General features: G+C 68.9%; 21 protein-coding genes, 1 pseudogene and 2 riboswitches. Of the genes and pseudogenes, 4 read left to right on the top strand and 18 right to left on the bottom strand.

Going from position 1 to position 25497, the window contains the following annotated elements:
* Nucleotides 1-434: 434 nt before the first annotated feature.
* A pseudogene (locus QZ670_RS11540) lies at nucleotides 435-630 on the top strand (ISNCY family transposase); the annotation flags it as partial.
* A gap of 177 nt (nucleotides 631-807) precedes the next feature.
* Here the strand turns inward: QZ670_RS11540 and QZ670_RS11535 are convergent.
* Genes QZ670_RS11535 through cbiE form a run of 8 tightly spaced genes read right to left on the bottom strand, consistent with a single transcriptional unit; the run spans nucleotide 808 to nucleotide 6845 of the window.
* Complete coding sequence (locus QZ670_RS11535) at nucleotides 808-1218, bottom strand: DUF1636 domain-containing protein (RefSeq protein ID WP_294255309.1); 411 nt, start codon at nucleotides 1216-1218, stop codon at nucleotides 808-810.
* Between the two features lie 17 nt (nucleotides 1219-1235).
* A complete protein-coding gene (gene bluB / locus QZ670_RS11530; RefSeq protein WP_294255331.1) occupies nucleotides 1236-1883 on the bottom strand; it encodes a 5,6-dimethylbenzimidazole synthase in 648 nt (215 codons plus the stop codon).
* On the bottom strand, nucleotides 1877-2479 hold the full coding sequence (gene cobO, locus QZ670_RS11525; protein ID WP_294255306.1) for a cob(I)yrinic acid a,c-diamide adenosyltransferase: 603 nt from the start codon (nucleotides 2477-2479) through the stop codon (nucleotides 1877-1879). Before cobO ends, bluB begins: the two co-directional genes overlap by 7 nt.
* Nucleotides 2476-3213, bottom strand: coding sequence for a precorrin-6A synthase (deacetylating) (cobF, locus tag QZ670_RS11520; protein WP_294255303.1), 738 nt, complete (start codon nucleotides 3211-3213; stop codon nucleotides 2476-2478). Before cobF ends, cobO begins: the two co-directional genes overlap by 4 nt.
* Complete coding sequence (locus QZ670_RS11515) at nucleotides 3210-4526, bottom strand: cobyrinate a,c-diamide synthase (RefSeq protein WP_294255301.1); 1317 nt, start codon at nucleotides 4524-4526, stop codon at nucleotides 3210-3212. Before QZ670_RS11515 ends, cobF begins: the two co-directional genes overlap by 4 nt.
* Complete coding sequence (gene cobM, locus QZ670_RS11510; protein ID WP_294255297.1) at nucleotides 4523-5308, bottom strand: precorrin-4 C(11)-methyltransferase; 786 nt, start codon at nucleotides 5306-5308, stop codon at nucleotides 4523-4525. The genes QZ670_RS11515 and cobM overlap by 4 nt, the downstream gene beginning before the upstream one ends.
* Complete coding sequence (locus tag QZ670_RS11505; protein ID WP_294255294.1) at nucleotides 5305-5652, bottom strand: cobalamin biosynthesis protein; 348 nt, start codon at nucleotides 5650-5652, stop codon at nucleotides 5305-5307. The genes cobM and QZ670_RS11505 overlap by 4 nt, the downstream gene beginning before the upstream one ends.
* Complete coding sequence (gene cbiE / locus QZ670_RS11500) at nucleotides 5649-6845, bottom strand: precorrin-6y C5,15-methyltransferase (decarboxylating) subunit CbiE (protein WP_294255330.1); 1197 nt, start codon at nucleotides 6843-6845, stop codon at nucleotides 5649-5651. Before cbiE ends, QZ670_RS11505 begins: the two co-directional genes overlap by 4 nt.
* Here cbiE and QZ670_RS11495 point away from each other — a divergent pair.
* The gene (locus QZ670_RS11495) at nucleotides 6844-7602 is read left to right on the top strand and encodes a cobalt-precorrin-6A reductase (RefSeq protein ID WP_294255291.1); all 759 of its coding nucleotides are present in this window, start codon (nucleotides 6844-6846) and stop codon (nucleotides 7600-7602) included. The genes cbiE and QZ670_RS11495 overlap by 2 nt on opposite strands.
* Here the strand turns inward: QZ670_RS11495 and cobJ are convergent.
* From cobJ to QZ670_RS11450, 9 genes are all read right to left on the bottom strand, one after another.
* The gene (cobJ, locus tag QZ670_RS11490) at nucleotides 7569-8327 is read right to left on the bottom strand and encodes a precorrin-3B C(17)-methyltransferase (protein ID WP_294255288.1); all 759 of its coding nucleotides are present in this window, start codon (nucleotides 8325-8327) and stop codon (nucleotides 7569-7571) included. The genes QZ670_RS11495 and cobJ overlap by 34 nt on opposite strands.
* Nucleotides 8324-9049: a precorrin-2 C(20)-methyltransferase gene (gene cobI / locus QZ670_RS11485; RefSeq protein WP_294255285.1), complete on the bottom strand. Its 726-nt coding sequence runs from the start codon at nucleotides 9047-9049 to the stop codon at nucleotides 8324-8326. The genes cobJ and cobI overlap by 4 nt, the downstream gene beginning before the upstream one ends.
* On the bottom strand, nucleotides 9046-9675 hold the full coding sequence (locus QZ670_RS11480; protein ID WP_294255282.1) for a precorrin-8X methylmutase: 630 nt from the start codon (nucleotides 9673-9675) through the stop codon (nucleotides 9046-9048). Before QZ670_RS11480 ends, cobI begins: the two co-directional genes overlap by 4 nt.
* Entirely contained in the window at nucleotides 9675-10799 is a 1125-nt protein-coding gene (gene cobG, locus QZ670_RS11475; protein ID WP_294255277.1) for a precorrin-3B synthase, read from the bottom strand. The genes QZ670_RS11480 and cobG overlap by 1 nt, the downstream gene beginning before the upstream one ends.
* Nucleotides 10796-14083 (bottom strand): cobaltochelatase subunit CobN, encoded by a 3288-nt coding sequence (gene cobN / locus QZ670_RS11470; protein ID WP_294255274.1) that lies wholly within the window; start codon nucleotides 14081-14083, stop codon nucleotides 10796-10798. The genes cobG and cobN overlap by 4 nt, the downstream gene beginning before the upstream one ends.
* Before the next feature lie 12 nt (nucleotides 14084-14095).
* Nucleotides 14096-15133: a cobalamin biosynthesis protein CobW gene (cobW, locus tag QZ670_RS11465; RefSeq protein ID WP_294255271.1), complete on the bottom strand. Its 1038-nt coding sequence runs from the start codon at nucleotides 15131-15133 to the stop codon at nucleotides 14096-14098.
* A 183-nt stretch (nucleotides 15134-15316) separates the two neighbouring features.
* Nucleotides 15317-15538, bottom strand: a riboswitch (cobalamin riboswitch).
* Nucleotides 15539-15562: 24 nt separating this feature from the next.
* Nucleotides 15563-16585 (bottom strand): HoxN/HupN/NixA family nickel/cobalt transporter, encoded by a 1023-nt coding sequence (locus QZ670_RS11460; RefSeq protein WP_294255269.1) that lies wholly within the window; start codon nucleotides 16583-16585, stop codon nucleotides 15563-15565.
* A 175-nt stretch (nucleotides 16586-16760) separates the two neighbouring features.
* A riboswitch (cobalamin riboswitch) is annotated at nucleotides 16761-16981 on the bottom strand.
* Complete coding sequence (locus tag QZ670_RS11455; RefSeq protein WP_294255267.1) at nucleotides 16971-18284, bottom strand: DUF5690 family protein; 1314 nt, start codon at nucleotides 18282-18284, stop codon at nucleotides 16971-16973. Its footprint overlaps the riboswitch before it by 11 nt.
* Nucleotides 18285-18358: 74 nt before the next feature.
* The gene (locus QZ670_RS11450) at nucleotides 18359-19117 is read right to left on the bottom strand and encodes a phosphatase PAP2 family protein (RefSeq protein WP_294255266.1); all 759 of its coding nucleotides are present in this window, start codon (nucleotides 19115-19117) and stop codon (nucleotides 18359-18361) included.
* 174 nt (nucleotides 19118-19291) lie between these two features.
* Here QZ670_RS11450 and QZ670_RS11445 point away from each other — a divergent pair, with 174 nt between their 5' ends.
* On the top strand, nucleotides 19292-21136 hold the full coding sequence (locus tag QZ670_RS11445) for an EAL domain-containing protein (protein ID WP_294255263.1): 1845 nt from the start codon (nucleotides 19292-19294) through the stop codon (nucleotides 21134-21136).
* A gap of 71 nt (nucleotides 21137-21207) precedes the next feature.
* Here the strand turns inward: QZ670_RS11445 and QZ670_RS11440 are convergent, their stop codons facing one another.
* Entirely contained in the window at nucleotides 21208-23940 is a 2733-nt protein-coding gene (locus QZ670_RS11440; protein ID WP_294255261.1) for a TonB-dependent receptor, read from the bottom strand.
* A gap of 291 nt (nucleotides 23941-24231) precedes the next feature.
* On the opposite strand from QZ670_RS11440, the gene QZ670_RS11435 reads away from it, so the two are divergent.
* Nucleotides 24232-25446: a TCR/Tet family MFS transporter gene (locus QZ670_RS11435; protein WP_294255260.1), complete on the top strand. Its 1215-nt coding sequence runs from the start codon at nucleotides 24232-24234 to the stop codon at nucleotides 25444-25446.
* Nucleotides 25447-25497 lie beyond the last annotated feature (51 nt).

Below are 25497 nucleotides of genomic sequence, written 5' to 3'. Positions count from 1 at the left end.
ACGGCTCTTCGGCGGCTCTTTTCGGCTTGGCATTGCCAGCGACAGCCCTGCCGATGGTTCGCCGGGACCAACGAGAGGCTGACGCAATTTTTGTGCGCAGTTCGCGGCAGCGTGTCACTATGGATTAAATAGCACGAGCATCACCGGTCTAGGCGGAATGACCGGACCCGGGAGCGCAGGGCATCAGCGGGGGCAGCGCTGCGCTACGAGGAGGGCTCCGCGCAGCCCCCCGCTGCCTCGAGCGGGCTGTGCCATTTCTATCTGGCTGCGGAATGTGCCTTTTCTAACTGGCGGCAACAGCTTGCCTAGCGGGTGTAAGCGCAACGTACAAATGTCACTCTCCCGCCGGATGGAGATGTCACAGTCTCTGGGTTGATGCACCTCGACATGGCGGAGAGCGAGAGCGCCCTCTCCTACCTGCGGGCGACGCGGAACGGCACGGCAAGCCGATCGCCTTCTATTCGGACAAGCACAGCGCCTTTCGGAACAACCGCGCGACGGCGGACAGCGACGGCATGTCGCACCTGGGCCGCGCGCTCGACAAGCTCGGCGTGGAGATCATCTGCGCCAGCTCACCCCAGGCCAGGGGGCGGGTCGAGCGGGCCAACCAACAGCACGCTCCAGAAACGATGATCGACGTCGCCCACCACTGCCCTCTAGTGTCAAGAATACACCACATTCGGTAGTTTACCGGGAATCATGAACGCAACCACGCATGTCTTTACTGAACGCGTTTGTAACGCGCTGCACCATGATCCATGCGACTGGCCGGCCGCCTGATGAGGTGCCGCAGCGGCCGCGTTGATTTCAGCCCTCCACCACCAGGCCCGCCGGGGGCACGCGGACGATGAAATGCCCTTTCACGCCCTGCGGCCACTGCGCGAACGGCACCTTGCCGTGGTCGCTGGCCGCATAGGCCACGGCATAGTCGAGGATCGCCCGCGCGGCTTCCGCATCGGGCGTGAAGCGGCCGAGGACATAGCCGACCTTGCCCGGCGCGCGCAGATGCACCGCGCAATGCTCGTTGCATGCGAACAAGCATGGCATCTGCTGAATCGCGATGCCGGCGTAGTGTGGGTCGGCGTCGCGGGTCTCCGACAGCGCGTCGGCAAGCACGGCGCCGCCGCGGCGGCCCTGCGCGTCCTCGCGCGCGCTGGCGCTGAGGCGACAGGTATTGCACACGACGATCGCGGGGCCGTCTTCAACCGGGGTAAGCATACAGGTCTCCTGATGGGTCAGCGTTCGAACAGGCGGTCGACGAGCGGCTCGCGGGACTGCCAGCCTCGGCGTTCGAGTTCGGGGATGTCGGAAGGCGCCTCGGGATAGCCGAGGCAGAGCAAGGCAATCAGCGTCCAGTCGGACGGTGCGTCGAGCAGCACGGTCACGGCATCCGGGTCGAGGATCGACACCCAGCCCAGGCCGATGCCGCGCGCACGGGCCGCCAGCCACAGCGTGTGGATCGCCGTGACGCAGGAATAGCGCAGCATCTCGGGCATGGTGGCGACGCCGAGGCGGTGTCCGGCCGCGGGGCGCTCGTCGCAGAACACCGCCAGCAGCTCGGGCGCCTCGCGCAGGCCGTGGAGCTTCAGCGCGCGATAGGCATCGCGGCTCTCCTGCTCCGCATAGCCGGCGGCGGCGCGGGCGTTCTCGGCGTCGACATGGGCCGCCACCGCCTCGCGCAGCGTCGGGGTGCGCAGGCGCACGAACCGCCAGGGCTGCGCGTTGCCGACCGAGGGCGCAAGGCTCGCCGCGTCCAACAGCGCCGCCATGTCCTCCGCCGCGATAGCGCGGGTGTCGAAATGGCGCACGTCGCGGCGCCAGCGCAGCAGCGTGTCGAACTGGCGCAGGAAGTCTGCGTCGAAGGCGGGAAAACTGCTCAGAATTCAATCCCCTTCTGCGCCTTCACGCCGGATCGGAACGGGTGCTTCACCTGCGTCATCTCGGTGACCAGATCCGCCGCCTCGATCAGCGCATCGGGGGCATTGCGGCCGGTGACGATCACGTGTTTCATCGGCGGCCGCGCTTCCAGCACCGCCAGCACCTCGTCGAGCGGCAGATAATCGTAGCGCAGCGCGATGTTGAGCTCGTCCGCCAGTACCATGGCGTAGGACGGATCTTCGATCATCCGCTTCACTTCGTCCCACGCCGTCCGCGTGACGGCGATGTCGCGCGCGCGGTCCTGCGTGTCCCAGGTGAAGCCCTCCCCCATCGGCTTGAACTCGACCTGCTCGGGGAAGGCGTCGAACACGGCTTTTTCGCCGGTCATCATCGCGCCCTTGATGAACTGGACGACGCCGACCTTCATGCCGTGACCGATCGCACGGACGACCATGCCCATCGCCGCGCTGCTCTTGCCCTTGCCCTTGCCGGTATGGACGATCAGCAGCCCCTTCTCTTCGGTCTTGCTCTCCATCATCGTGGCGCGGGCGGCCTGGATCTTGCGCATCTTTTCGGCATGCGCGGCGTCGTCGCGGTTCATTCGGGGTTCTTTCGCAGGAGGTAGACGTCCATGATCCAGCCATGGCGCGCCCGGAGCTCGGCGCGAGCGGCGGCGATGCGCGCACCGGCTTCGGCAAGGGGGCCGTGGTCCAGCGCCTGGTGCGGCATGCCGAGATAGGCGCCCCACCAGATGGTGAGGCCGGCCGGATCGAGCGTCTGGAACGCGCAGCCGCCGTCCAGCATCACGACCAGCGTGTCCAGACCGGCCGGCCAGCCATGGCTGCGCAGCAGGCGGCCGGTGGTGATCGTCACCGCACCGGCAAGCGGATTGAGCGGGATCGCATGCGCGGCGGTGAGCAGCTGGATGCTGGTGATGCCCGGCACTACCCGTACCGTCACGTCCGGCAGCCGCGCGGCTATCCGCAGGGTGCTGTCGTAGAGCGACGGATCGCCCCAGACGAGCAGCGCGACGCTGCCGCCTCGCGGCAGATGCGCCGCGATCGCCGCGCGCCAGGCACCCGCGATGGCGCCATGCCAGGCATGGACCGCCTCGACATAGTCCTCCCCTGCCCGCACCGGCATGTCGAATCCGACGATCCGCACCGGCCGGGTGAGGACTGCGGCGCAGATCGCCTCGCGCAGATCGGCGAGATCGGGGGCATTGTCCTTGCGTGGCACGAGGATCAGATCGGCACCGTTGAGCGCGGCGATCGCCTCGCTGGTCAGATGCGCCGGGTTGCCGGTGCCGATGCCAATCAGTTGGAGCGCGATCATGCCGCCGCCGCGATCAGGTGGAAGAAGCTGCCGGTGACATGGCCCCGGACCGACCCGGTCTCGGACACGGCATTGCCCTCGGCATCGGCAACATCGGCCAGCGGCGCATCCGTCTGCGAGACGATCGTCGAATAGTGGAACTCGTGGCCGGTCAGGCGCGCGCCTGCCGGCAAGGCCGCAACCGGAGCACGGAGGGTCGCTTGCCGATAGCCGAGATGCATCCGCCGCTGGGCATGGCTGGTGACGAGGCTCAGCAATCCCGCCATGCGGTGTGTGTCGCCTGCCTTGTCGACCAGTGCCTCGCCCAGCACCATATAGCCGCCGCACTCGCCATGGATCGGCCGATGCTCGGCATGGGCGCGCAGGCCGGCGAGGAACGTTCCCGCCGCCGCGATCGTGCCGGCATGGAGCTCGGGATAGCCGCCGGGGAGCCAGACGAGATCGGCATCGGCATCGGGCGCCTGGTCGGCCAGCGGGGAGAAGGGCAGGATCTCGGCCCCTGCCCGCCGCCAGCCTTCGAGCAGATGCGGGTAGAGGAACGAGAACGCCGCGTCCTGCGCGATAGCGATGCGCTGGGCGGGCGGCGCCGGCAGCGCGGCAACCGCGGCGGCGATGTGGTGCGAGGTCGATGCCGCCGCCGCGCGCAGGGCGCCGAGGTCGACATGTTCGCGGACAAACGCCGCATAGTCGACGATGGTGCGGTCGAGATCAGGGTGCTCCACGGCCTGGACCAGCCCCAGGTGCCGCTCCGGTAGCACAAGATCGACGCGTCGCGGCAGCGCACCGAGCACCGGGATGCCCGCGCTCTCCATCCCTGCCCGAACAAGCCGCGCATGGCGCGGACTGGCGACGCGGTTGAGGATCACGCCTGCGAAGGGTACCGTGGGATCGAGCCGGGCAAAGCCCAGCGCGGTCGCCGCCGCCGACTGCGCCTGGCCGGATACGTCGAGCACCAGCACCACCGGCCAGCCATAGCGCCGCGCCAGATCGGCGGTGGCGCCGGTGCCGCTCGCCCCTGCCTGCGCGACACCGTCGAACAACCCCATCGAACCTTCGGCCAGCACGAGATCGCTGTCGCTAGTCTCGCCCGCCAGGGCATCGAGCAGCCGCGCGTCCATCGCCCAGCTGTCGAGATTGTACGACGCGCGGCCGCTCGCCACGCGGTGGAAGGCCGGGTCGATATAGTCGGGTCCGTTCTTGAACGGCGTGACCGACACGCCCGCTTCGCGCAGGGCGCGGAGCAGGCCCAGCATCACGGTCGTCTTGCCGGTACCCGAAGCCGGCGCGGCGATGATCAGGCCGGGCACGCTCATTCGGCGCTGCCTGCGAAGCGCGAGGAGGCGTCCTGCGGGCGGAAGCGGCGATCATAGCCCGGCGCGTAGAGGCTGCTCTCGGCGAAATCCTCCGCCGCCAGCACGGGGCCGACCAGGATCAGCGCGGTGCGCTCCATCGTACCGGCGACTGCCGCTTCAATCGTCGACAGGGTCGCGCGAACGATCCGCTCGTCGGGCCAGCTTGCCCGCCACACCACTGCGACGGGGCAGTCCGCGCCATAGGCGGGCAGCAGATCGGCTACGAGCGTCGCAAGGTTGTGGATCGAGAGATGGATCGCCAGTGTCGCGCCGGTCGCGGCGAAGTTGGTCAGGCTCTCGCGCGGGGGCATGCGGCTGGCGCGTCCGGGGGTGCGGGTTAGAATGAGGGACTGGCCGAGCTCGGGCAAGGTCAGCTCCGCCTCCAGCGCGGCGGCGGCAGCCGCGAAGGCGGGCACGCCGGGGGTAACCGTGAACGGAATGCCGAGCGCGCGCAGCCGGCGCAGCTGCTCGCCCATCGCCGACCAGACCGACAGGTCGCCCGAATGCAGCCGGGCGATGTCGTGGCCCGCGGCATGGGCGGCGACGATCTCCGCGACAATCGCGTCGAGATCCATCGGCGCGGTGTTCACGATCCGGGCGCCCGGCGGGCAATGCGCGAGGATCGCCTCCGGGATCAGCGACCCGGCATAGAGGCATACCGGGCTCGCCGCGATCAGGTCGCGGCCGCGCAAGGTGAGCAGGTCGGGCGCACCGGGGCCGGCGCCGATGAAGTGGACGGTCATGCGGAGGCTCCTTCGGCGATGGCGCAGGTCGCCATGCGGTCGGGGGAAATCTGGCGGGGGACGAGCAGGCGGGCGCCGGGACCGGCAGCCGCAAGCGCGGCGGCCTCGGCGACGCTGCCGGTTCCGCGCGCGGCAAAGCTGGCGACGGAGCGGGTCGGCGTGGCGATGCCTGCCACCGTCTCGACGGCGATGGTCGGCAGGCCGAGTGCAGCCAGCAGCGGCAGCTTGTCGGCGAGCGTCGCGACATGGGTAACGGGCGGCGTCCCCGCCTGCGCCACCTCGAGCGCCGCGCGCAGCGAGGCGGCGGTCGCGCCGCTGCGATAGCCGAAGCCGGCGACGATCATCGGGTGACGCTCCACTGCACCACCGGGTAGCGTGCGCGCCAGCCATGCCGGGTGCCGAGCGGCACCGCATCGGCCAGCTCGATCCGGAGCAGGCTGCCGCCCTCGGCGCCATGCCACCGGGCAAGCAGCGCCTCGGACTCGAGCGTCACCGCATTGGCGACGAGGCGCGTACTTGCTGGGAGCCGGCCCCACAGGACCTCCAACAATTGCTGCGACAGGCCGCCGCCGACGAACACAGCGTCGGGCAGGCAGTCGGGCAGCAGCGTCGGTGCATGTCCCACCAGGACTTGCAGGCGATCCACGCCCAGCCTCTCGGCGTTGGCGCGGGCTCGCGCGCCACGCACCGGATCGGCCTCGACTGCGACCGCGCGGTTGGCGGGGTGCGCGAGCAGCCATTCGATCCCGATTGATCCCGAGCCAGCGCCGATGTCCCACAGCAGTTCGCCCGCGCGCGGCGCCAAGGCGGACAGGGTGAGCGCCCGCACCGGTTGCTTGGTGAGCTGCCCGTCGGACTCGAACCAGCCGTCCGGCCGGCCGCTGGCGCGCGGGAACACCGCCCCCTCCCCCGCCGTCTCGATGCCGACGAGGGTCGGATGCGCGACATCCTGCCAGGCAAACGCGTCGGCACGCACCGACCGGACCCGTTCGCGCGGGCCGCCAAGCGCCTCCAGGACGTGCAGCGTAGAGGCGCCGAACCCCTCGCCAGCCAGACGCGCCGCCAGCGCCGCCACGGCCGCACCGTCGCGGACCGTTACCAGCAGGTGCTGGCCGGGCACGAGATGTGGTCGCAGCTGGCCGAGGGACGCAGCATGCAGCCCGAGGCAGGTCGTGTCCTGCAGCGCCCATCCCAGCCGCGATGCGGCCAACGCGAAGCTGGACGGCGCGGGATACGCCACCCACTCCTGCCCGGAGAGATGCCCGGTGACGCTCGTCCCCGCGCCGAACCAGAAGGGATCGCCCGAGGCGAGCAGCACGACCCGCCGTCCGCGCTCGGCGAGCAGCAGCGGGATCCCGTCGGCAAAGGGCACTGGCCATTCGCGCGCTTCGCACTTAAGCGCCGGCAGCAACGACAAATGCCGGGCCGCGCCGAAGACCAGCTCCGCCCGCTCCAGTACCGCGCGGGCGGCGGCGGACAGGCCATCGGCGCCGTCCTCGCCCAGTCCGATGATGGTGAGCCAGGGAAGATCAGCCATGCCGAACGTCCTGCTGCTGGGTGGTACCACCGAAGCGAGCGCGCTGGCCCGCCTGCTGGCGGAGCGGGGCGTGACGGCAACGCTGAGCTATGCGGGCCGCACCGAGGCGCCGCGCGCCCAGCCGATCCCGGTGCGCGTCGGCGGCTTCGGCGGGGCGGACGGTCTGGCGGCGTTCCTGCGCGCCGAGGGCGTGACGCACCTGGTCGACGCCACCCATCCCTTTGCGGCGACGATGAGCGTCAATGCCGTCGCGGCCGCGAAGAAGGTGGGCATCCCGCTGCTCGCGCTTAGCCGCTCTGCCTGGGAACCCGGTTCGGGCGACCGATGGACGCGGGTAGCCGATATCGCCGGCGCAGTGGCCGCGCTTGCCGGCACACCCCGGCGCATCCTGCTGGCGCTGGGTCGCATGCATGTCGAAGCGTTTGCCGCAATGCCGCAACACCATTATGTCCTGCGCTTCGTCGATGCGCCGGTGGTGCCGCCGATCCTGCCCGAGCACACGCTCATCGTCGATCGCGGCCCCTTCACCGTCGAGGGAGACCGTGCGCTGATGGAGGCGCACCGCATCGATCTGGTCGTCTGCAAGAACGCGGGCGGCAGCGGTGCCGAGGCGAAGCTGGTCGCCGCGCGCGTACTCGGCATTCCGGTGGTGATGGTCGACCGTCCCGCGCTGCCCCCGCGGACCGAGGTGACCGATCCTGAGGCGGTACTGGCCTGGCTGGATCATGCGCCCGCTCCCATTGACCGCGGCGTATAGAGGATCGGCCGCGCCGCACCCGTTACCCAGCGGGTCTGGCTCGATCCCAGGATCACGATGGTCCGCATGTCGGCCATGTCGGGCGCCGCCTCGCCCAGCGGCACGATCCGCAACGCTTCCTCCGGCGTGGAAACTGCCCGCGCGAACAGGATCGGCCGGCCCGGGCCACAGATTTCGAGCAGCAGTTCCAGCACCCGCGCGAAGCCGTGCGGGCGGGCCTTGGAACGCGGATTGTAGAAGGCCATCGCGAAATCGGCCTCGGCGGCGAGCCGCAGCCGCTTCTCGATCAGCGCCCAGGGCTTGAGATTGTCGGAGAGGTTGATCGCGCAGAAATCATGGCCGAGCGGCGCCCCTGCCCGTGCACTTGCCGCGAGCATCGCCGTGATCCCCGGTAGCACGCGGATGTCGAGCCCGCGCCATGCCTCGGGTCCGCCCTCCAGCGCTTCGAACACCGCGGCTGCCATCGCGAACACGCCGGGGTCGCCCGACGAGACGACCACCACCCGCCTGCCCTGCGCGGCGAGATCGAGTGCGCGTGCGGCACGGTCCAGCTCCACCCGATTGTCCGAGGGATGCAGTGTCAGCCCCGCACGCGGCGCCACCCGCGCGACATAGGGGATATAGCCGACAACGTCGGTCGCCTCGGCCAAAGCCGCGGTGACCTCGGGCGTCACCAGCGCGTCGTCCCCCGGCCCGAGCCCGGCAATGGCCAGCCAGCCGCTCACGGACGGCGGCCCCGGCCATGGATCAGCAGGATCGAGAAATAGGGCGTGACGCTGGTCGCCTCGGCGAGCGGGGTAACCCGCTGCTCGGGCATCGCGGCGTGCTCGACCAGCCACGCCTCGGCCTCGCGTCCCGCGGCGACGACGGCGCGCCGCAGCTTCGCCAGATTGCGGCCGATCTTCATCACCACCAGCGCGTCGGTGTCGCAAATCCGGCGGACGAGTTCCTCCTCCGGCAGCGTCGCCATCGCGATGGTCAGCACGTCGTCGCCCCAAGTGATAGGCTGGCCGGTCGCGTTCCACGCCCCCGCCATGCCGGTGATGCCCGGCACCACCGCTACCGGCACCTGGCCCGAAAGCCGGGAGTGGAGATGCATGAACGAGCCGTAGAAAAAGGGGTCGCCTTCGCACAGCACCACCACGTCCTCCCCGGCGCGAGACAGCGCCAGCAGCCGCTCGGTACATTCGGTGTAGAAGGCGGAGAGGCTGGCATTGTAGCGCGGGTCGCTCAGCGGGATCTCGGTGGTCACCGGATATTCCATCGGCAGCTCGATCGCGTCGGGACGAAGCATGCCGTTCGCGATCCGCCGGGCCTGGCCGGGCCGACCTGCCTTGCGGAAATAGGCGACATGCCGCGCGCCGCGCACCAGCCGGTCGGCACGGACGCTCAGCAGATCAGGCGCGCCGGGGCCGAGGCCGACGCCATGGATCGTGCCCAGGCTCATTCCGCGCGGCTCGCCAGCGCGTTGACGGCGGCAACGGTGATTGCGCTGCCGCCCAGCCGCCCTTCGATTATGCAGCACGGTACCGGCGGCGCCTCCCAGAGCGCCGCCTTCGACTCCACGGCGCCGACAAAGCCCACCGGGCAACCGATGATCGCGGCAGGGCGTGGGCATCCCGGGTCCTCGAGCATGTTGAGCAGATGGAACAGCGCGGTCGGCGCATTGCCGATCGCGACCACCGCCCCGGCCAGATGCGGCCGCCAAAGCTCGAGCGCCGCCGCGGAGCGCGTGTTTGCCATTGCTTGGGCGAGCGCCGGCACCTGGGGGTCGTGGAGCGTGCAGAGCACGCGATTGTCGGCGGGAAGCCGCGCGCGAGTGATGCCCTCCGAAACCATCCGCGCATCGCACAGGATGGGTGCCCCGGCCGCCAGTGCCGCCCGCGCCGCTGTGGCGAAACCCGGCGAGAAGCGGATGTACGGCGCCAGCTCGACCATTCCCGCGGCGTGGATCATGCGCACCGCCAGCGGCTCTTCGTCGGGCGAGAAGCAGCCAAGATCGGCTTCGGCGCGGATCGTCGCGAAGGACTGGCGGTAGATGGCGGCGCCATCGGTTTCGTAGCGGTACGGCATCAGTCGGTTCCGAAAAGAGCAAGCAGCGCGTCGGTCGTGAGGCCGCTCTGGGTGGCTGGCGCCCCGGCGCGGGCGTCGAAGGCGAGGTCGAGGCGGCCGCCCCGCCCGGTGACGACCACGTCCGCGGCATGGGCTCGCGCGCAGCCCTTGGCGCAGCCCGAGACGTGCAATCGTCCGGAAACCAAGGGTGCGAGGCGGCGGGCCAGCATGCGCGTCTCGACGCTTGCCTGCGGGCAGGCGGGGGCACCGACACAGGCATCGGCGCCCAGCAGCGGATCGGTGGGGTCGGTGATCAGACCGGAAGCGCGCAGGCTCCCGTCTTCCACCAGAAGCATGCGCCAGGGCGTTATCCGGACAGCCGAGGTCTCTGAAGCGAGCGCGTCCCGCAGAGAGGCCGCGTCCAGTTGCCCGAACGGCACACCGAGTGCCGTGCCCAAAGGATGTCGGCCCGGTGCGATGCGCCTGGCCGGTGCGGCGGGGACGAGGCGTTCGGCGGCCCATGCCGGCAACGGCGCGAGGTGGCGGCCCATGCGCCTCGAGGCGGTCCCGCCGGTCTCGACGAACCAGTGCGCCAGCCGTACGAGCGCAGCGGCTTCGTCCCCCGCGGCGACACGGCTCCCCCCCGCCCGGCCATCGGCACGCAGGATGAGGCGGCCTTCCTCGCAGCGCTCCACGCGGAAATCGCCTGGCGCACCTGCCAGCAGCGGCGCGGGCCCCGCGTCGATCACGAACCCCATCTTTCCCGGCAGTTCCGGCAGCATATCCAGTGCGGCGAGCAGGTCGCACGCGATGCGATAGCTGTCGTCGCCGTCGCGCCAGTCGGGTGCGACCAGCATGTTGCGGCGCTTCTCCTTGTCCGGGTCGGCGTCGACGAGGTCGAGCCCGATCAGCGTTTCGACCAGCTGCCGCCAGCCCGCATCGGTTACGCCCCGTATCTGCAGATTGCCGCGGGTGGTGAGGTCGATCAGCCCGTTGCCGTGCAGCAGCGCCGCGTCGCACAGCCCTATCAGTTGCGCATGCGTCAGCCGTGCAAGTCGCGGCTTCACGCGCACCAGCATCCCGTCGCCCGCCGCCATCGGCTGCCACGCATCGGGGCACCAGCCGCGCACATGAAAGCCGCTCATGCCGCGCCTCCGAGCTCCGCGAGGATCGAGTTCCGGCGCGTCTGCCAAAGCCCCGCCGCATGCAGCGCCGCGAACCGTGCCTCCATTGCCGCCAGCGCCGCCGGGTTCTCGCGGGCGAGGAAATCGTGCACCGCTCCGTCGCCGAGCGTCGCGTCGTAGTAGAGGTCGAACAACTGCGGCGGCACCGCGTCCGCCAGATGCGCGAAGGCGCCGAGATGATCGAGCGTGGCGGCGATTTCAGCCGCGCCGCGAAAGCCGTGGCGGCGCATGCCGGCGATCCAGCCCGGGTGGGCGGCACGGGAGCGAACGACGCGCGCGATTTCCTCGGTCAGCGGCCGCGCTACCGGCCGTCCGGCATCGCGCGCGTCGAGATGGTATAGCGCGGCCGATCCGCCGCTGAGCGCCTTGGCGGCGGCAAATCCGGCTTCGTGCGCGGCATAGTCGGCTGCCACCAGCAGGTCGGTCTCGGGCAGGTCCTGCAGATGGACGAACGCATCGGCACCGGCCACCCTGGCACGCAGTCCCTCCGGATCGGCCAGCGCCTCACGCCCGTCAAACGCGTGGTCGGAACCGGCTAGCCACGCCTCGCCCGCCACGCGCCGTGCGTCCTCGGTATAGGTCTCCGCCGCATCGCCCATGCCGAGCCCGTAGCTGCCAGGCCGCGGACCATAGACGCGCGCGCCGGCATCCTTCCCGGCAAACGGATTCCACTCCGGTGCCTCGTCCCGTGCCGCCAGCGCGCGCACTGCCTGACCGAACAGCTGCGGCAGCGTCGGGAAGGCATCACGGAACAGGCCGGAGACGCGCAGGGTCACGTCGATCCGCGGCCGGTCGAGCATCGCGATCGGCAGGATCTCCACCCCGGTCACCCGCTCGGACGCCGGGTCCCAGATCGGCGCGGCGCCGAGCAGGTGCAGCGCCATCGCGAACTCTTCGCCGGCAGTGCGCATCGTTGCCGAACCCCACAGGTCGACGACGAGTCCCTTAGGATAGTCGCCATGATCCTGAAGGTGCCGGCGGATCAGCTCGTCGGCGAGCACGATACCCTGCGCATGCGCAGCACGACTTGGCACCGCGCGCGGGTCGATCGTGTACAGGTTGCGTCCGGTGGGCAGCACATCGGTTCGCCCTCGGAAGGGCGATCCCGAGGGGCCCGCGGTTACCCGCTTCCCCGCCAGGCCAGCGAGGAGGCCGTTGCGCTCCGCGTCCCCGCATGCGCCGCGGCCGAACACGTGGAGCCCGTCGCCGAACTGGCCCTCCTTCACGTCGCAGACGAAGCGGTCGATGCGGGTGATCGCCTCGGCGCTGCTGGCGGCGCTCTCCAGCCCCAGCTCCGCTTCGAGCCCGACGGCGCGTGCTTCGTCGCGGATCGCGGTCTGGAGCCGGTCGCGGCGCGCAGGATCGAGGCCCACGGCGTTGGAGAATTCATCGAGCAGCGCCTCTATCCGCGCAAGGCCGGCGCCGGTCTCCGCCGTCTTCAGCGCGGGCGGCAGATGGCCGATCGTGACCGCGCCGATGCGCCGCTTGGCCTGCGCCGCCTCGCCGGGATCGTTGACGATGAACGGGTAGAGGATCGGCAGCCCACCGGTCAGCGCCTCGGGCCAGCAGGCGTCGGAGAGTGCCACCGCCTTGCCGGGCAGCCATTCCAGCGTGCCGTGTGCGCCGATATGGACGAGGGCATCGATGCCCTGCGCCTTCAGCCACAAGTAGAAAGCTACGTAGCCGTGCCGGGGTACGCGGCCGACATCGTGATAACTGTCCTCTCGCGTAGCAGAGTCGCCGCGTTCGGGCTGGAGCGCGATCAGCAGCTTGCCGCTTCGGATGGCCGGGAAGTGCAGGTGGCCGTCGCGACACGCCGGGTCGGCTTCAGGCGCTCCCCATGCAGCATGCAATGCGGTGCGCAGCGGCTCGGGTAGCGTGGCAAGCGCGTCGCGATAGGCGGTGAGCGGCCAGCGTAGCGTGTCGCGCTGCAACCGTTCGGCCAGGCTTTCCACCGGCTGTCCCAGATCGGCAGCGATGGTTTCCGCTGAGGCGAGTGCATCCAGGCCGACGGCGTGCGCCAGCTGCCACGCCTTGCCGGGATAGGTGGAAAGGATGAGCCCGACCTGCCTTTGCGCGACAGGCTTCTCCGCAAGCGCGATCCAGCCGGCCACCCGCTCGACGATCGCCGTGATCCGCTGCGGTTCGGCGCGGTGGATCGTACGGGCGAAGCCCAGTTCCTCGTTGCGAGGCTCGGTCTGCTTGAAGCTGGCGACTCCGGCGAACACGCGGCCGTCGAGCTCGGGCAGGACAACGTGCATCGCCAGATCGGCAGGTGACAGGCCACGCTCCGCGCCTTCCCACGCCTCCCGCGAGGCGGTGGCAAGCGCGATCTGGAAAACCGGCACGCCTGCCGCATCGAGTGGCGAGTTGCCCTGGTCGTCGCGTGCGGAAAAGGCAGTGGCGTTGACGATCGTGAAAGGCGCCAGCGCGCGCACCCATTGTTCCACCTGCGCGCGGGCCTCCGGCGCCTTGAGCGAGGGCACGAAGATGGACAGCGTGTCGAAACCCCGCTGTTCGAACGCGGCGTGCAGGGCCTCGAACGGATCGAGGTCGCAGGCAGCAAGATAGGAACGATAGAAGACGATCAGGACCAGCGGGCGCCCGGTGGGGGCCCAGCTTGGCCGCCCCGCCGCCCGACACGCCTCGTCGTCGCGGAGGCGGGGATGACGGGTGGGGTGGAGGAACGCGCCGTACGCCGGGTGCCAGAGCCCGAAGCTGGGCAGCGGCACGTACGCGTCCCCGCTGCCAGCGCCGAGGCCCGCCAGCTTCGCCAGGACACCGAGGGCGGCCCGTGCAGCGTCAGCCCCGCCCGCATCGCAAAGCCCCGACAGCTCCCGCAGCACCCCCAAAGGCACCGTCGATGCCGCCTCCAGCCGTTCGTCCGGCCGCCCGTCCGCGGGCAGAACCGCCAGCGCGATTCCCCGTGCACGCGCCAATGCCTCGACCTGCTGGAGGCCATAGCTCCAATATGGCATCCCGCCGATCAACCGGATCAGGATCGCCTTCGCGCCCGACAGGGTCCGCTCGACATAGGTGTCGACCGACAGCGGGTGCATCAGTGCCGCGAGGTTCGCCAGCCGCAGGGAAGGCAGGTCCCCCTGCCCCGCACGCCAAGCCGCCGCGAATGCGCCTAGGTCGCTGTCGGAAAAGGACAGCACCACCAAGTCCGCGGGCGCCTGCCCGAGGTCCTGGGGCACGGCATTTTCCTCCAGCCCGTGCGTTTCGCGGAACAGGACGTGCATCGCCCCTGCGCCTCAGCCGGCCAGCACCGCGCGGAACGCTGCCGGATCGACATGGTCGTGCTCGGCGATCGCGACCAGCGCGGTGCCGCGCGGCTCGCCCGGACGCCAGGGGCGGTCATATTGGTGGCGCACCCGCGCGCCGACCGCCTGGACCAGCAGCCGCATCGGCTTGCCGGTCACCGCCGCATAGCCCTTCACCCGCAGCACCTTGTGCTCGCGCGCCAGCCGCTCGATGCGGGCGACGAGCTCGGCCGGCTCGGCGATCTCGCCGAAGGTGACGACGGTGCTGTCGAAATCCTCATGCTCGTGATCATCGGCGCCATCATGGTGCGAGGGGCGCGCGGCGAGATCGTCCTCGGCGGCGGCACCCAGCCCCAGGATCACGCGCGGGTCGATCGCGCCTTCGCGGATCTCGACCACCGGCACCGGGCGCGGCGCCTCGGCGGCGATCACGGCGCGGGCAGCGGCGACGCCCTCGGGTCCCGCCAGGTCGACCTTGGTGAGCAGCACCATGTCCGCGCAGGCGAGCTGGTCCTCGAACACTTCGGCCAGCGGCGTCTCATGGTCGATGCCGGGGTCGGCCGCGCGCTGCGCCTCCAGCGCCACCAGATCGGGGGCGAACCGGCCTTCGGCGAGCGCTTCGGCATCGGCCAGCGCCAGCACGCCGTCCACGGTAATGCGGCTGCGGATCGCCGGCCAGTCGAAGGCCTTGAGCAACGGCTTGGGCAGCGCGAGGCCCGAGGTCTCGATCAGAATATGGTCGGGACGCGGATCCAGCGCGAGCAGCCGTTCGACCGTCGGGATGAAATCGTCGGCGACGGTGCAGCAGATACAGCCATTGGCCAGCTCGACGATGTTCTCGGCCGGACAATCGGGGATCGCGCAGGACTTGAGGATCTCGCCATCGACGCCGAGCGTGCCGAATTCGTTGACGACCACCGCCAGCCGCCGCCCCTCGGCATTCTGGATCAGGTGGCGGATCAGTGTCGTCTTGCCCGCGCCGAGAAAGCCGGTGACGATGGTAACGGGGACCTTGGCCAGGTCGGTCATGCATGTCTTCCCCCGCGCCCGAGCGAACGAGACGGGGGCTTGCCGGACGCATGTCCAGCCGGCGCGCGACGACGGGCGGGCGCGACAATCGCCCGGCACCACGCGACCGTGCAGCCCCAGCCGCACAGCTTCGTCGCTCGAACGGAAGCAAGACCGTGCCGCGGCCATCCCCTGGACCAAGGCAAGAGCGACCGTTGCGCCGGCAGGTCTCCTGGCTTGCGGGTCACGGCACGCTGCACGCCTTCCCAGGCCGGGCTGGCCCAGTGGCTGCCTCTCGGTGGAGGCCAGTGCATCGCGCTATCCGCTCACAGTTGCAGGGACAGCCGCGGATTTGGGGAGCAGGCCCCCCGCACCGCATTCCCGATTAAGCCCCATGTCCGGGGCACCGGCGCGATCTTTGCGAAGGCTGAAGAGCCTTCGAGGGCAGCTCTAGACCCGCACCTCGATCTCGTCCAGCCTCTGCCAGCGATAGATGGCAAAGCTCACCACCCAGCAAGCGACGAACAGCCCGATGATCGCGAAGCCAAGGCCGTTGAAATGCGCGCCGAGGTCGGCCGCGAGCCCGAACGCGCCGCCGGTCCAGCCCATCTTGTCGCCGATCAGCGCCAGCGTCTCGATCCCCCCGATCACGATCGCGACCAGCGCCGAGATCAGCGTGATGGTGACGTTGTAGTAGAGCTTGCGGATCGGCTTGACGAACGCCCATTGGTACGCGCCGAGCATCACCACTCCGTCCAGTGTATCGACCAATGCCATCCCCGCCGCGAACAGCGCCGGGAGCACCAGCAGCGTGCCGAGCGACACGCCATGCGCCGCCTGCCCCGCCGACATGCCGAGGATCGCCACTTCGGTCGCTGTGTCGAAGCCCAGCCCAAACAGGAAACCGAGCGGCGCCATGTGCCAGCTCTTGCTGACCAGCCGGAACATCGGCCCGAACAGCTTCGACAGCGGCCCGCGCGAGCCGAGCAGCAGGTTGAGGTCGTCCTCGACATAGGCGCCGCCCGCGCGAACGTGCTGGAAGGTCTTCCACACCGCGCGCAGGATGAGCAGGTTCATGCCGGCGATGGCGAACAGAAACAGCGCCGAGACCCCGGTGGCGATCACCCCGCCCAGTTCCTTGAACGCCCCTATCCCCGCCAGCGCGCCGGTGGCGAGCGCGATGCCGGCCGAGGCGATGGCGATGATGCCCGAGTGGCCGATCGCGAACCACAGGCCGGTGGCGATCGGGCGCTGGCCGTCGTTCATCAGCTTGCGGGTGACGTTGTCGATCGCGGCAATGTGGTCGGCATCCACGGCGTGGCGCAGCCCCAGTCCCCAGGCGAGCAACGCGGTGCCCAGCATCAGTGGCTGGGTATGGAACAGGGCGAAGGCCCAGCCCCAGGCGGCGAGATTGGCGGCGATCAGGCCTGCGAACAGCAAGGCAATGCGCGCACGCAACGGCAGAACGGACAAGACAGGATACTCCGGCGGCGTCGTGCGACCTGGCCGGGGCCACCGCGAACGGCCGGCCGCGTACCCCGGCCGGACGCTTCCCCAGCGACCGAGCCACGCAACCGCGAACGGCCCCAGCCGCTCATGCGTCGCTCAGACGGAGTACACCGTGCCGCGGCCATCCCCTGGGCCAGGGCAAGAGCGACCGGACGCCGGCAGGTCTCCTGGCTCGCGGGTCACGGCACGATGCACGCCTTCCCAGGCCGTGCAGGCCCAGTGGCTGCCCCTCGGATGGAGGCCAGTGCATCGCGCTATCCGCTCACAGTTGCAGGGACAGCCGCGGATTTGGGGAGCGCGCTCCCCGCACCGCATTCCCGATTAAGCCCCTGTCGGGGCACCGGCGCGATCAGGCGCTGGTGGTAGGGGAAGCCGGGCGGTGGATCAACCGGCGCTCGGTGCCCGTGCGCAGGAAATGCAGCGCCGACACCAGGGTCAGCCCGCCTACTGCCAGCGCGGCCGCATAGCAGCAGGTAATGAAGAAAGGCAGCCAGCGTACCTCCGGCGCCCCGAGGGCATGGACGAGCATCAGCGTCACGCTGCCGACATAGCCCGAGGCGTCGGCGATGTAGATCAGAAACCCGGCATTGGCGGCGGTACCGATCGTGGCGATCATGCGATCGAACAGCATCGCGTTAAATGGGGTATAGGCGAGGTAGAGCCCCGCCCCCGCGACCGTCATCCACGGCAGCGGTGCGAGCAACCCAGCCTGGAAGGCGAGCGTCGAGCCGCCCAAGCACAGCGCACCGAGCAGGATCAGCCCGTGCATCGCCAGCAGCGCGCGCAGATTGTCGCGGATCAGCATCAGCAGCGCCAGCGCGGCAAGCGTAAGCAGCGCGATCGGCAACTCGCTCGCCGAGAACACCGCCGCCTCGCCGCCATAGCCGAGCGCCGTCCAAAGCTCGCGGGCGAAATTGTCCCGGATGTCCCGCAGCGCGGTGAGCAGCACATAGCCGAGCACGAGCAGCACAAGCGTCGCGCCGTGCGCACGGAGGAAGGCGGCGCGGTCGGCGGCCTGCATCGGCACGCGTGCCGTGCGCTCTGCCTCATCGCGTGCGTCCGGTGGCGGCAGGCGTTCCAGCTGCCATAGCGCGGTCAGCAGCACCGGCGCGAAGGCCAGCCCCGTCGCGGCCGGCATCCACTGCTCGGCGACGCCCGCATCCATCAGCAGCACCGCCACCGACTTCACCACGCCGGAGGACAGAATGAAGCTCGCGCACAGCATCGCGCCCAGCAGCTCGGAGACGCGGCGCCCCTCGACATAGCTGAACACCAGTCCCCAGATCAGCCCGAGCGGCAGACCGTTGAAGAAGAGGCAGGCGACGTTCCATGGTGCAGGCACGAGCGCGAACAGCACCAGCGCCGCCCACGAGGCGCCGATCAGCCCGAGGATCGTGCGCGCCCGCCCCTGCCGCCCGGCTTCGGAGATGACCCGCACGCCGATCAGCTTGGAGAGCGCATAGCCGATCACCTGCGCGATCAGCAGCGCGCTCTTGTAGTCGATGGCGAACTGCCAGCCGGCGACATCGGCATAGGTCGCCACCGCGAAAGGCTTGCGGAAGGCGTACATCGCGAAATAGGCGCTGAACGCCGCGAGGCCGCTCAGGAAGAGTGTAAAACCCGAAGCGGTACGCGCTGGCCCGCGCGTGCCATCATCCTGCATTGCGATTCCCCATGAAGCGTCGCGCTTGTGGCGTCCAAGCGCGACGGCTTCATGACAGCGAAGTTACGCGAGCATCACCAGGGCCGGACGCGCAGCGCCTCCGCTTCCGCGGCGCAGCTCTGCGCATTCGGGCGCGGTGCGGTCGCGCGCAGCCGTGCGACCTCCTGCCGGGCCGCAGCGAAATCACGCCGGTAGCCAGGCGAGGTCTGGAGCACCGCGAACACCGAGGCGCCTGCCATATAGCCTGCCTCCACCGCGCTCTTGCTGTGCGAGCCGCAGATCGCGCGGCTTTCGCCATAGGCACGACCGCGGGCGAGGATCGCGGCTGCCTTGTCGGGCATCACCTCGGCGAGGACCTGCGCCTCCAGCCAGCCATTGGCCGTGTGGCCGGAGGGATAGTCGCCGTTGCTGGCCAGATGCGCGGTCTTCGCCTCGCAGATCGGCCCGTCTTCGCGAAGATAGGGGCGCGGCACCTGATAGGCGGCCTTCACCCTGCCGACGACGGGGCCCGTGCCCGCGCGATCGAGCAGCCGGGCAAGTGCCGGCGCGTTCTTGGCGTCGAGCACCATCCCCATCGCGCAGGCGTTGCGGCGCAGCGGATCGTTGGTGACGTCGTCGGTGGCGATGCGCCAGCGCGGGCTCCCCTCGAGCTTCCGCGTCGCGCGGAACACGGCCATGTCCATCGCGGCACCGGGGCTGTCCGGCGCAGGCGGCGGCGGCAGGATCACCATGCCGTCGGGATATTGGCTCGCAGCCAGATAGGGTGCGGTATCGCGCGCCTGGGGGGCGGCGATCAGCAGCGAAAGCGCCGCGAAGAAGCCTCCGCGGATCATGCTGTGGGGCCTGATCGGGTGCCGTTGCCCGAAGTGGGCGCGTGGAGCTGGTGACGCATGCGGCGCCCCCTACGCTGCCGCGCGATTTTCTTCTACGTAGTTTTACAGGCGCCGGCATTATGCTGGAGGCAAGGCCGTGCGGGCAAGGTGCCGGGACTTGCACATGGGGGCGACGTGGACATCTCGCTTCAGAATAACATCTTGGAGCTTGTCGCCAAAGGCGCCGATCTTGCCTCGGTTACCGATCGGTTGTGCCGGGAAGTGGAAGTGCGACTGCCCGATGTCCGTCCGATGGTGCTTCGCGTCGATCTCGCCGGGCGCCTTCATCCCGTTGCCAGTCCGAGCCTCCCCGAAAGCTATCTGGAGGCGGTTGACGGCATGATGATCGGCCCGAAGGTCGGTTCGTGCGGCGCCGCCGCCTATCTCGGTGAGCCTGTCGCCAGCACCGATATCGAAACCGATCCCAACTGGGCCAAATATCTCGACCTGACCCGTCCGCTGGAGCTGCGCGCCTGCTGGTCAAACCCGATCAAGAACGCGCGGGGCGAGGTAACCGGCGTCGTCGCCTTCTACTATCGCGTGCCGCGCGGCCCAACGCCGATGGAGCGCCGGATCATCCGGGTGTGCCTGCACCTTTGCGCGATCGCGATCGAACAGGACATATGGCGCGCCAAGCAGGTCCGACGCGCGCAACTCGACGGTCTGACCGGGCTGCCCAACCGCTCGGCCTTCACCACCTCGCTCGGCGACCTTGATTGCAACGAGCCGGGGGCCTGGGGGCTGATCCTGGTCGATCTCGACAATCTCAAGATCGTCAACGACACGTTCGGCCATGTCGCGGGCGACGCGCTGATCATTCACGCCGCGCGGCGACTGTCCGAAGCCGCAGCGCCAGATCGTGCCTATCGCCTTGGCGGGGACGAGTTCGCGGTTCTGGTGCAGAGCCCAGCGGCCCTTGCTGACCCGGCAGAAGCCGCGCGCATGCTGCTCGATGCGCTCGCGCAGCCGATCGAAGACGGCGAGCGCAACGTCGTGCCCCGCGCCACCGCCGGGGGCGCACTGATCGGCGAAGGCGAGACGGCCGAGCAGGTACGGCTCAACGCCGATCTCGCGCTGTATCACGCCAAGGAGACCGCACGCGGCAGCTTCGTCCGCTACGTGCCCGGCATCGCCACGCGCATGGCCCGCCGGCTCGATGCAATCCACGCGGTGGAGCGTGCGCTCGCCGAGGACCGGCTGCTGCCGCACTACCAGCCGCTGTTCGACCTGAAGACCGGCGAGATCCTCGGCTTCGAGGCGCTGTGCCGGATGCGCACCGAGGATCGCATCGTCTCCGCCGCCGAATTCTTCGAGGCGACCACCGACGGCAAGGTTGCCGGGGCGATCACCGCGCGAATGCTGGAACGCGTCGCCGCCGACCTGCGCCACTGGTGCGACCTCGGCATCGCGCCGCCGCATGTCGGCATGAACTTCTCGTCGAGCGACTTTCACGGCGCCCGGCTGCGCGAAATGATCCCCGAGACGCTGGCCCGGTACTGTGTGCCGCTCCACCATCTGACGCTGGAGATTACCGAGACCGTGTATCTCGGCCAGGGCGACACGGTGGTCGCAGATACGTTGCGCTGGTTCCGCGCCCAAGGGCTGCTGGTGGCGCTGGACGACTTCGGCACCGGCTATGCCTCGCTCACCCATTTGCTGACCATGCCGGTGGACTTCATCAAGATCGACAAGAGCTTCACCGACCAGCTGCTGCAGAACAGCGCCAGCCGGGCGATCGTCGAGGGGGTGCTGCACATCGCGCAGGAACTCGACATGCGGGTGATCGCCGAGGGGGTCGAAACCGAGTTGCAGGCCGAAAGGCTACGCAACATCGGCTGCGCCTATGGCCAAGGGCACCTCTTCTCGCCTGCGGTAGGCGTCGAGCGCGCGACCGAAATACTGCGCGCCTCCAAGATCCCCCCCTTCCAGCCGAGGCGAGCTATTGCGGGAAAGGCAACAGATACCGCGCTGCTGCACTAAAACTAGTGGAACCAACAAAAAAAGGGCCGGAAGATCGCTCTCCCGGCCCAGTGCTTTCCTCCCCAGGAAATTCAGAAGCGTGTACGCAGGGTGATGCCGTAGGTGCGCGGCTCGGCGAGATAGGCCGAGAAGAGCTGGCGACCGCCCGGATATCTGGGATCGGTGAACGGCGCAGTCGCGGCACCTTCCTGGAAGGGCGAATTGAACACCACCTGCGTGTAGTTCTGGTTGAAGATGTTCTGGCCCCAGAACTCGATGGCCCAGCGCTCGTCCTTGCCGCGGATGCCGATGCGGCCATTGACCAGCGTGTAGCCATCCTGGAGCTTCTGCGGGAACAGATCCGAGCCGGTATTGTAATCGCCGGTCATGCGCGCGTCGAAATAGATCAGCCCGCTGAGACCCGAATTGCCGATCGGCGGCGTCCAAGCGACCGAGGCGGTGCTGACGATCTCGGGTGCGTTGGACAGTTGCTGGCCCGGCAGCCGCCGCAGCGCCTGGTCGAGCGGGCCACCGGCATCGTTTCCGACCAGCTGATCGCGATAGTGCGTGTCGGCATAGGTCAGGCCTAGGCCCACTCGAAAATCGCGTGCCGGCACGAGCGAGGCTTCGAGCTCGACGCCCTGCGACACCACGCCGTAGCTGACGTTGGACGACGAACAGGCGCCGGTGGTCGATGCCGCGGCGTTGAAGTTGCTCGCAGTGCTGAACTTGCTCTGGTCGCGGTCGCCCCCGCCTAGGCTGGCGGTGCAGCCGTTGATGTTCTGCACCAGGAAGACGGTGCCGTTGAAGGTGTTGAGCTGGAAATTCTTGAACTGCTGGCGGAAGGCCGAGAGATTCAGGCTGAACTTGCGGGTCGAGTATTTCAGGCCGATCTCGAAGGCGTTGTTGGTCTCCGGCGCGAACTGGAGGTTGCTCGTCAGCGCCTGCGCGCCGCCGACCGCGGCAAAGGGTAGGATCGGCACCTTGAGCGCCGACTTGTCGAGGTTGAAGCCGCCCGCCTTGTAGCCGCGCGAATAGCTGCCGTAGAGCAGCAGGTCATCGGTGGGCTTGTACGAGAGGATCGCCGTACCGGTGAACTGGTCTTCCTTGCGCGTGTCGCTGATCGCCGCGCCGTTGAGTTCGGCGGTCGAGTTACCCTGGCACGACAGGCCGAGGATGCCGTCGATCGTCGCGGTGAGCGAGGCGACTGAGCGGAGCGGCAGCAGCGCGGTTTGGTTGGCCACGCAGGCGGTGTTGTCGTTGCCGAAGGTGGCATTCAGCCGCTTGCGCTCGTTGGTGTAGCGCAGGCCAAGGGTGAGGTCCAAACCCTTGGTTACGTGGAAGATATTGTGGGTGAACAGCGCCCAATTGCGGCTGTTCTGCTTGAAATAGTCCCGGGTCGTGCCGCGATCGTTGATCCCGTCGAGCCGGTCGAACGCAGCGTAGATCAGCGGCGTCGCGGCGCCAAACAGCGCCGGGCGGGCGGCAAGACATCCCGCTGCCGCCGGATTGTACAGTGCGGCGAGTGCGCTGCCGGACACGATGCGGCACGTGGCGAAGCGGCCATACTGGCTGCCGAAGCGGAGATTGTCGACGAGCGTCAGGTCTTCATTGGCGAAGTAGCCGCCGACCAGCCAGTCGAGCTTCTCGTTGAACGCGGTGCCGTTAAGGCGCAGTTCCTGGCTGAACGTCTCGAACGCGCGCGACGAATCCGCGTTCGGTGCGCGATAGAGCAGGTCGACTGCACTATAATCGGTGTCAGCGCCCTGGCTCGAGAAATAGTTGCGATAACCGGTGATCGAGGTGAGCTTCACATTGCCGAGGTTCCAGTCGAGCTGGACGGAACCGCCCCAATCTTCGGTTATGCCGCCATAGCTGCGGCCCCGCGAGACATAGAGGTTGCGACTGTAGGGATCGCTGAACGCCGCCATCGGCTGGCCAAGATCGCGCAGCACCCGGACGATGTTGTTCGCCGTGGGGCTGTTGAGGTCGCCGATATACGGGTTGATCGAGGAATCGACATAGACCGCGCCGCAGCATTCTTCGTTGCGGTGGGTATAGTCGCCGATCACGCGGATCTGGATGTCGCTGGTCGGCTCGAACAGCAGCTGGCCGCGCAGAAAATAGCGGTCGCGATTGTTGACGTCGCGATTGTTGGTGACGTCCTGATAGAAGCCGTCGCGCTTCATGTAGACACCGTCGAGCCGGCCCGCGACGGTGCTGCTGAGCGGTACGTTGACAAAGCCCTGGAGACGGATCGTGTCGTAATTGCCGTAGGTCGCCTCGGCACCCGCCGAGAAGATCGGCTCCGGCTTCTTCGAGACGATGTTGATGATGCCGGCCGAGGCGTTCCGGCCGAACAGCGTGCCCTGGGGCCCGCGCAGCACCTCGATCCGCTCGAGATCGCCGAGTTCGCTGAGGCCGATGCCTGAGCGCGAACGATAGACGCCGTCGATGAACACCGCGACCGAGCTTTCCAGGCCCGGATTGTCGCCGACCGTACCGATCCCTCGAATACGCGCCGAGCCATTGGCCTCGCTGCCGGTCGACGAGACCAGCAGCGACGGCGCCACCTGGTTGAGCGCGCGGATGTCGTTGGCGCCGGTCTGCTGCAGCGTTTCGGCGCTGACCGCAGAGACTGCCAGCGGCACGTCGGCCAGCGCCTGGGCGCGGCCCTGTGCGGTGACAATGATCTCGTTGTCCGCCTGCACGGATCGCCCGGCGGCGTCCTGCTGATCCTGGGATGTTTCCTGCGCGAGCGCGGGCGCTGCGAGCGCCATCACGAGTGCCGGCACTGCACAGGCCGACATAAGGCGTAGCCGCATATCTTTCCTCTCCACCGAGGTTGGAGCTGTGTTTCCGCTCCATACCCGAAGCTCGAATACACGCCTTGCCGCCAGCGGCGTCAAGCAAAACTAAAGTTGCAAAATGCCACTTGAATACAATCGTTGCTGAGAAGGCACAGTGTTGCCCAACCCCGTTGGCGCGCATCGCGCGTGCGCCCCGCACGGTGCGAGGTAAGGCGTTGACCTGCTTCGCACTTGCCGCCACGGGCGGCCGAAGATGGCGCAACCGGGCGAGTTGCGGTATGCTCGACGCCGGTTGGGAGGGACCGCATGCAGTTTCACCATCGCGCCGTGCCGATCGTGCTTGCCGCCGTCTTGATCGATTCGATCGGCTTCGGCGTCATCCTGCCCGTACTTCCGAAGCTGATCGTCACGCTGTCCCACGCCAGCCTCGACGATGCCGCGCGGATCGGCGGCTGGATGCTGGTGGCGTTCGCTGTCGCGCAGTTCTTCGCCGGGCCGATACTTGGCTCGCTGGGCGACAGCATCGGCCGGCGCCCGGTATTGCTCACATCGATGGCCGCCTTCGCGGTCGACTATCTGCTGATGGCGGCGGCGCCGACGATCGGCTGGCTGTTTCTCGGCCGCATCGTCGCCGGGATCGCCGGCGCGGTCTACGGCCCCGCCAATGCCGTGCTGGCCGACGTCACCCCGCCGGAGAAGCGCGGCGCGACCTTCGGAATGATGGGAGCGGCGTTCGGGATCGGTTTTATCCTGGGGCCTGCGATCGGCGGCCTGCTGGCGAGCCTGGGACCCCGCGCGCCATTCATCGCCGCGGCGGCACTGGCGGGGCTCAATGCGATGTGGATTCTCTTGCTGTTGCCCGAGACGATGGCGCCCGAGCGCCGCCGCCCTTTCCGCCTGCGCGAGGCGCATGTCTTCGCCGCGTTCCGCCCCCTGTTCGAGGCGGGTAATGCCAAGCCGCTGTTGCTTGCGGCTTTCCTCTGGCAGCTTGCGCACATGGTGTACCCGGCGACCTGGGCGTTCTTCGGCGAAATCGCGCTCGGCTGGGACGAGCGGATGATCGGCGCCTCGCTCGCCGCCTCGGGCATCTGCATGGCGCTGGTGCAGAGCTTCGTCACCGGCCGCGCGATCGCTGCCTGGGGCGAGGAGCGGACGGTGGTGCTCGGCATGCTTGCCGGCGGTCTGGCCTTTCTGGGCTATTGCTTTGCCAGAGAGACCTGGATGGTGTTCGCGATCATTCCGTTCGCCGCCTTCCAGGGGCTCGCTTTTCCCTCGATCAACGCCCTGCTCTCGCGGATGACCGATCCCTCGCGCCAGGGGGCGCTTCAGGGCGGTATGGCGGCGCTGGGCAGCGTCGCGCTGATCCTCGGCCCGCTGCTGCTCAGCCAGGCGCTCGCCTATGGCTCCGAGCACGGCTTCCAGGGCGGCAATTTCGCGGTCGCGGCAGTGCTGGCGCTGGGTGCGCTGCTGCTGATCGAATGGAAGGTCGTTCCCCGTGTGCAGCCAGCCGCGGCCGAATAGCACACGACAATTTGCGACACTTTGCCGCGGGCGATGACAAACCCCTGCGAC

Source organism: uncultured Sphingomonas sp. (assembly GCF_913774285.1).
In the GTDB taxonomy this organism is placed as follows: Bacteria; Pseudomonadota; Alphaproteobacteria; order Sphingomonadales; family Sphingomonadaceae; genus Sphingomonas.
This window is presented reverse-complemented; position numbering and strand designations above follow the sequence as displayed.

Coding starts and splice junctions, on each gene's coding strand:
- cobF (WP_294255303.1), bottom strand. CDS start 3,213: ATGATCGCGCTCCAACTGATTGGCATCGGCACCGGCAACCCGGCGCAT.
- cbiE (WP_294255330.1), bottom strand. CDS start 6,845: ATGGCTGATCTTCCCTGGCTCACCATCATCGGACTGGGCGAGGACGGC.
- cobI (WP_294255285.1), bottom strand. CDS start 9,049: ATGAGCCTGGGCACGATCCATGGCGTCGGCCTCGGCCCCGGCGCGCCT.
- QZ670_RS11435 (WP_294255260.1), top strand. CDS start 24,232: ATGCAGTTTCACCATCGCGCCGTGCCGATCGTGCTTGCCGCCGTCTTG.
- cobN (WP_294255274.1), bottom strand. CDS start 14,083: ATGCACGTCCTGTTCCGCGAAACGCACGGGCTGGAGGAAAATGCCGTG.
- QZ670_RS11455 (WP_294255267.1), bottom strand. CDS start 18,284: ATGCAGGATGATGGCACGCGCGGGCCAGCGCGTACCGCTTCGGGTTTT.
- cobO (WP_294255306.1), bottom strand. CDS start 2,479: ATGAACCGCGACGACGCCGCGCATGCCGAAAAGATGCGCAAGATCCAG.
- QZ670_RS11450 (WP_294255266.1), bottom strand. CDS start 19,117: ATGATCCGCGGAGGCTTCTTCGCGGCGCTTTCGCTGCTGATCGCCGCC.
- QZ670_RS11495 (WP_294255291.1), top strand. CDS start 6,844: ATGCCGAACGTCCTGCTGCTGGGTGGTACCACCGAAGCGAGCGCGCTG.
- QZ670_RS11480 (WP_294255282.1), bottom strand. CDS start 9,675: ATGCCGTACCGCTACGAAACCGATGGCGCCGCCATCTACCGCCAGTCC.
- QZ670_RS11535 (WP_294255309.1), bottom strand. CDS start 1,218: ATGCTTACCCCGGTTGAAGACGGCCCCGCGATCGTCGTGTGCAATACC.
- cobW (WP_294255271.1), bottom strand. CDS start 15,133: ATGACCGACCTGGCCAAGGTCCCCGTTACCATCGTCACCGGCTTTCTC.
- QZ670_RS11440 (WP_294255261.1), bottom strand. CDS start 23,940: ATGCGGCTACGCCTTATGTCGGCCTGTGCAGTGCCGGCACTCGTGATG.
- QZ670_RS11515 (WP_294255301.1), bottom strand. CDS start 4,526: ATGAGCGTGCCCGGCCTGATCATCGCCGCGCCGGCTTCGGGTACCGGC.
- cobM (WP_294255297.1), bottom strand. CDS start 5,308: ATGACCGTCCACTTCATCGGCGCCGGCCCCGGTGCGCCCGACCTGCTC.
- cobG (WP_294255277.1), bottom strand. CDS start 10,799: ATGAGCGGCTTTCATGTGCGCGGCTGGTGCCCCGATGCGTGGCAGCCG.
- QZ670_RS11505 (WP_294255294.1), bottom strand. CDS start 5,652: ATGATCGTCGCCGGCTTCGGCTATCGCAGCGGCGCGACCGCCGCCTCG.